Source organism: Micrococcus sp. PSi08, from assembly GCF_054960655.1.
Map to the genome: position 1 here is coordinate 1 of NZ_JBHNYP010000048.1, position 6,043 is coordinate 6,043.

3 rRNA genes are annotated in these 6,043 nt (G+C 56.0%); all 3 read right to left on the minus strand.

Features of this window, described 5'->3' with window-relative positions:
• Positions 1-50: 50 nt before the first annotated feature.
• Positions 51-167: ribosomal RNA gene (rrf, locus tag ACFI33_RS11530) — 5S ribosomal RNA — on the minus strand.
• A 191-nt stretch (positions 168-358) separates the two neighbouring features.
• Positions 359-3,450, minus strand: a 23S ribosomal RNA gene (locus ACFI33_RS11535).
• Between the two features lie 439 nt (positions 3,451-3,889).
• A 16S ribosomal RNA gene (locus tag ACFI33_RS11540) occupies positions 3,890-5,412 on the minus strand.
• Together the 16S, 23S and 5S rRNA genes form the textbook arrangement of a ribosomal RNA operon.
• Positions 5,413-6,043 lie beyond the last annotated feature (631 nt).

Consider the following 6,043-nt stretch of genomic DNA (forward strand, 5'->3'; position numbering starts at 1 on the left):
AATGCGGGAAGGGCCTCGCACCAACAGTGCGAGGCCCTCCCTCAAAAAATGTCCGGCGGCGACCTACTCTCCCACAACCTCCCGGTTGCAGTACCATCGGCGCTGTGGGCCTTAGCTTCCGGGTTCGGAATGGAACCGGGCGTTTCCCCCACGCTATGACCGCCGTAACCCTAACCCCACACCACCACCCTCAACACGGGCAACAGCAGGGAAACCTACGGGTCACACAACAGTGACACTATTCAACTGAAACACCCCAACCATCCACCAACACATGGACAGCCGGTTGCAATCAGACAACCGCACAGTGGACGCGAACACCAACCCATCACCTTGAAGCAAGCAATGGAATAAGAGTGTGTGTAAGTCATCGGCCTATTAGTACTGGTCAGCTTCACGAGTCTTCAGTCCTCGCTTCCACATCCAGCCTATCAACCCAGTGTTCTAGCTGGGGGCCTCACACCCTCAAAGGGGCAAGGAAATCTCATCTCGAAGCCGGCTTCCCGCTTAGATGCTTTCAGCGGTTATCCATCCCGAACGTAGCTAATCAGCCATGCACCTGGCGGTACAACTGACATACCAGAGGTTCGTCCGTCCCGGTCCTCTCGTACTAAGGACAGACCTTCTCAAATTTCCAACGCGCGCAGAGGATAGGGACCGAACTGTCTCACGACGTTCTGAACCCAGCTCGCGTACCGCTTTAATGGGCGAACAGCCCAACCCTTGGGACCTACTCCAGCCCCAGGATGCGACGAGCCGACATCGAGGTGCCAAACCATGCCGTCGATATGGACTCTTGGGCAAGATCAGCCTGTTATCCCCGAGGTACCTTTTATCCGTTGAGCGACGGCCGTTCCACAACGAGCCGCCGGATCACTAGTCCCGACTTTCGTCCCTGCTCGAGCTGCCACTCTCACAGTCAAGCTCCCTTGTGCACTTGCACTCGACACCTGATTGCCAACCAGGCTGAGGGAACCTTTGGGCGCCTCCGTTACATTTTAGGAGGCAACCGCCCCAGTTAAACTACCCATCAGGCACTGTCCCTGACCCGGATCACGGGCCGAAGTTAGATATCCAGAGTGACCAGAGTGGTATTTCAACGGCGACTCCACGAACACTGGCGTGCCCGCTTCACAGTCTCCCACCTATCCTACACAAGTCACACCGAATACCAATACCAAACTATAGTAAAGGTCACGGGGTCTTTCCGTCCTTCTGCGCGTAACGAGCATCTTTACTCGTAATGCAATTTCGCCGAGTTCATGGTTGAGACAGCGGGGAAGTCGTTACTCCATTCGTGCAGGTCGGAACTTACCCGACAAGGAATTTCGCTACCTTAGGATGGTTATAGTTACCACCGCCGTTTACTGGGGCTTAAGTTCTCCGCTTCGCCGAAGCTAACGGGTCCCCTTAACCTTCCAGCACCGGGCAGGAGTCAGTCCATATACATCGTCTTACGACTTCGCATGGACCTGTGTTTTTGATAAACAGTCGCTTCCCCCTGGTCTCTGCGGCCCCGATCCCCTCACACCAGCACGTGGTGCTCAAGGTTGGGGCCCCCCTTCTCCCGAAGTTACGGGGGCATTTTGCCGAGTTCCTTAACCATGATTCTCTCGATCGCCTTAGTATTCTCTACCTGACCACCTGTGTCGGTTTAGGGTACGGGCAGTTTGAACCTCGCGCCGATGCTTTTCTAGGCAGCATAGGATCACCGGATCACCCACCATGTGGGCGCCCATCAGGTCTCAGGCATACAGCCGGCGGATTTACCTACCGGCAGCCCTACACCCTTAGACCAGGTCATTTCCATTGCCCGGCCCGGCTACCTTCCTGCGTCACACCTGTTAATGCGCTTGCCTCCCCGGTTCAGGTCCCGCGCTCCCCATCACCGACCCCGTCAAAGACGGGGTTCGGGATGGTTCGGGCGGTTAGTATCACCGGCTCAACATGGACGGTTCTTCACTGGTACGGGAATATCAACCCGTTGTCCATCGACTACGCCTGTCGGCCTCGCCTTAGGTCCCGACTTACCCAGGGCAGATTAGCTTGACCCTGGAACCCTTAGTCATCCGGCGGACGGGTTTCTCACCCGTCTTTCGCTACTCATGCCTGCATTCTCACTCGTCCACAATCCACCAGAAGTTACCCGCTGGCTTCACCTCGTGAACGACGCTCCCCTACCCATCCAGCAAAACTGAATGCCACGGTTTCGGCGGTGTACTTGAGCCCCGCTACATTGTCGGCGCGGAATCACTTGACCAGTGAGCTATTACGCACTCTTTCAAGGGTGGCTGCTTCTAAGCCAACCTCCTGGTTGTCTCAGCAACTCCACATCCTTTCCCACTTAGCACACGCTTAGGGGCCTTAACCGGTGGTCTGGGCTGTTTCCCTCTCGACTATGAAGCTTATCCCCCACAGTCTCACTGCCACGCTCTCACTTCCCGGCATTCGGAGTTTGGCTGAAGTCAGTAACCTTGTAGGGCCCATCGTCCATCCAGTAGCTCTACCTCCGGGAAGAAACACGTGACGCTGCACCTAAATGCATTTCGGGGAGAACCAGCTATCACGGAGTTTGATTGGCCTTTCACCCCTACCCACAGCTCATCCCCTCCATTTTCAACTGAAGTGGGTTCGGTCCTCCACGCGCTCTTACACGCGCTTCAACCTGGCCATGGGTAGATCACTCCGCTTCGGGTCTAGGACACGCGACTCAATCGCCCTATTCAGACTCGCTTTCGCTACGGCTTCCCCACACGGGTTAACCTCGCCACGTATCACTAACTCGCAGGCTCATTCTTCAAAAGGCACGCTGTCACCCCACAAGAAGGCTCCAACGGTTTGTAGGCACATGGTTTCAGGTACTATTTCACTCCCCTCCCGGGGTACTTTTCACCATTCCCTCACGGTACTGATCCGCTATCGGTCAACAGGTAGTATTCAGGCTTACCAGGTGGTCCTGGCAGATTCACACGGGATTCCTCGGGCCCCGTGCTACTCGGGCAACCCTCCAACAGCGGCGGAACACATTTCGACTACGGGACTCTCACCCTCTACGGTCCAGCATCCACACTGGTTCGTCTATATGCCCGCACCTCACTGCGCCATGCCGGCAGACATGACAAGGAGGGGCCCACAACACCGCACATGCAACCCCTGCCGGGTATCACACACATACGGTTTAGCCCCATCCGCGTTCGCTCGCCACTACTAACGGAATCACTTTTGTTTTCTCTTCCTGTGGGTACTGAGATGTTTCACTTCCCCACGTTCCCTCCACCCGGTCTATGTGTTCAACCGGGGGTCACACGACACGTCGTGCGGGGTTTCCCCATTCGGAAATCCTGGTCTCAACGTCCGGTTATCGACTCCACCAGGCTTATCGCAGATTCCCACGTCCTTCTTCGGCTCCTGTTGCCAAGGCATCCACCATGCGCCCTTGGAAACTTTCACACACAATGAAAGTCCTCAAATGAGCAATATCTAACTAAGATGTCATTCTCGGCATCACCACACCTCACACACCACCCCAGGGGGAACAGTGCGATCAACGATGCAGCAACAAAAAAAATAAGATGCTCGCGTCCACTATGCAGTTCTCAAACAACAACCCACACCCCATCCACCAACCCACAAGGCCAGCTTCACAAGATACGGAGACCAGAAACAACAACCCCAACCCTCACAGATCAGGGTGCCTGCTGTTCCAGGACCCAACAGTGTGCCAACACCAGCTCGCAGCCACCAACACCACCCATTCCAACCACACCCGCAAAGGCATGACGTACTCGAGCACTGCCGGCACCACCACTGGCACCATTCATTGATGTTCCACCCATGAGCAACCCGCCATCACACACGCGGTGATGCAACGGGCACTAATGCTCCTTAGAAAGGAGGTGATCCAGCCGCACCTTCCGGTACGGCTACCTTGTTACGACTTAGTCCCAATCGCTGGTCCCACCTTCGACGGCTCCCCCCACAAGGGTTAGGCCACCGGCTTCGGGTGTTACCAACTTTCGTGACTTGACGGGCGGTGTGTACAAGGCCCGGGAACGTATTCACCGCAGCGTTGCTGATCTGCGATTACTAGCGACTCCGACTTCATGGGGTCGAGTTGCAGACCCCAATCCGAACTGAGACCGGCTTTTTGGGATTAGCTCCACCTCACAGTATCGCAACCCATTGTACCGGCCATTGTAGCATGCGTGAAGCCCAAGACATAAGGGGCATGATGATTTGACGTCGTCCTCACCTTCCTCCGAGTTGACCCCGGCAGTCTCCCATGAGTCCCCACCATTACGTGCTGGCAACATGGAACGAGGGTTGCGCTCGTTGCGGGACTTAACCCAACATCTCACGACACGAGCTGACGACAACCATGCACCACCTGTGAACCCGCCCCAAAGGGGAAACCGTATCTCTACGGCGATCGAGAACATGTCAAGCCTTGGTAAGGTTCTTCGCGTTGCATCGAATTAATCCGCATGCTCCGCCGCTTGTGCGGGCCCCCGTCAATTCCTTTGAGTTTTAGCCTTGCGGCCGTACTCCCCAGGCGGGGCACTTAATGCGTTAGCTGCGGCGCGGAAACCGTGGAATGGTCCCCACACCTAGTGCCCAACGTTTACGGCATGGACTACCAGGGTATCTAATCCTGTTCGCTCCCCATGCTTTCGCTCCTCAGCGTCAGTTACAGCCCAGAGACCTGCCTTCGCCATCGGTGTTCCTCCTGATATCTGCGCATTCCACCGCTACACCAGGAATTCCAGTCTCCCCTACTGCACTCTAGTCTGCCCGTACCCACCGCAGATCCGGGGTTAAGCCCCGGACTTTCACGACAGACGCGACAAACCGCCTACGAGCTCTTTACGCCCAATAATTCCGGATAACGCTCGCACCCTACGTATTACCGCGGCTGCTGGCACGTAGTTAGCCGGTGCTTCTTCTGCAGGTACCGTCACTTTCGCTTCTTCCCTACTGAAAGAGGTTTACAACCCGAAGGCCGTCATCCCTCACGCGGCGTCGCTGCATCAGGCTTTCGCCCATTGTGCAATATTCCCCACTGCTGCCTCCCGTAGGAGTCTGGGCCGTGTCTCAGTCCCAGTGTGGCCGGTCACCCTCTCAGGCCGGCTACCCGTCGTCGCCTTGGTGAGCCATTACCTCACCAACAAGCTGATAGGCCGCGAGTCCATCCAAAACCGATAAATCTTTCCAACACCCACCATGCGGTAGGCGCTCCTATCCGGTATTAGACCTAGTTTCCCAGGCTTATCCCAGAGTTAAGGGCAGGTTACTCACGTGTTACTCACCCGTTCGCCACTAATCCACCCAGCAAGCTGGGCTTCATCGTTCGACTTGCATGTGTTAAGCACGCCGCCAGCGTTCATCCTGAGCCAGGATCAAACTCTCCGTAAAAAAATTACAGAACAACACCGTGGCAGCCGGAAATAACCACCACGACATCCATTCAATACCTAGCAAACCATCACCACACCACGGGGGTGGCAGGCGATGATCAACCAATATGTGTTAAAACAATTGGCATCAACAAACTTGGCACACTATTGAGTTCTCAAACAACAGGCGCTTCCAGCTTCAGCGACCCGCTCCGCGGGCCGTTTCGCTCTGGAGCAACTTCTCCATCCTAGACCATCCGTTTCGACCGTGTCAACTCCGTGTCCGAAGCATTCACCGTCCGTTCACATGGTCGGGCTAGAAAACCTTACCACATGATCCGACCATGTCAACTCCGCTCAACGCGGTGTCAGACACTCACCGGACCATCCACGTGGAAGGCCTTGAAAAGCTTACCACATGATTCCCGGCTGTCAAACCAGATCATCTTCTTCAGGAATCCCGACCCGCATCACTGCCGGCCGCGCACCCGGTGAGCACCACCCGCCCTGGACCTGCCATTCTCGGCATGAATCCGCGGATTCTGTGTTCTTCACCCCGCCTCCCGGTCACCCGGTCGGCGTCTTGAGCACGAGATGGAACTCTACACACGAATCCCACCGAACACAAAATCAGGGGTGACACCCGGCGT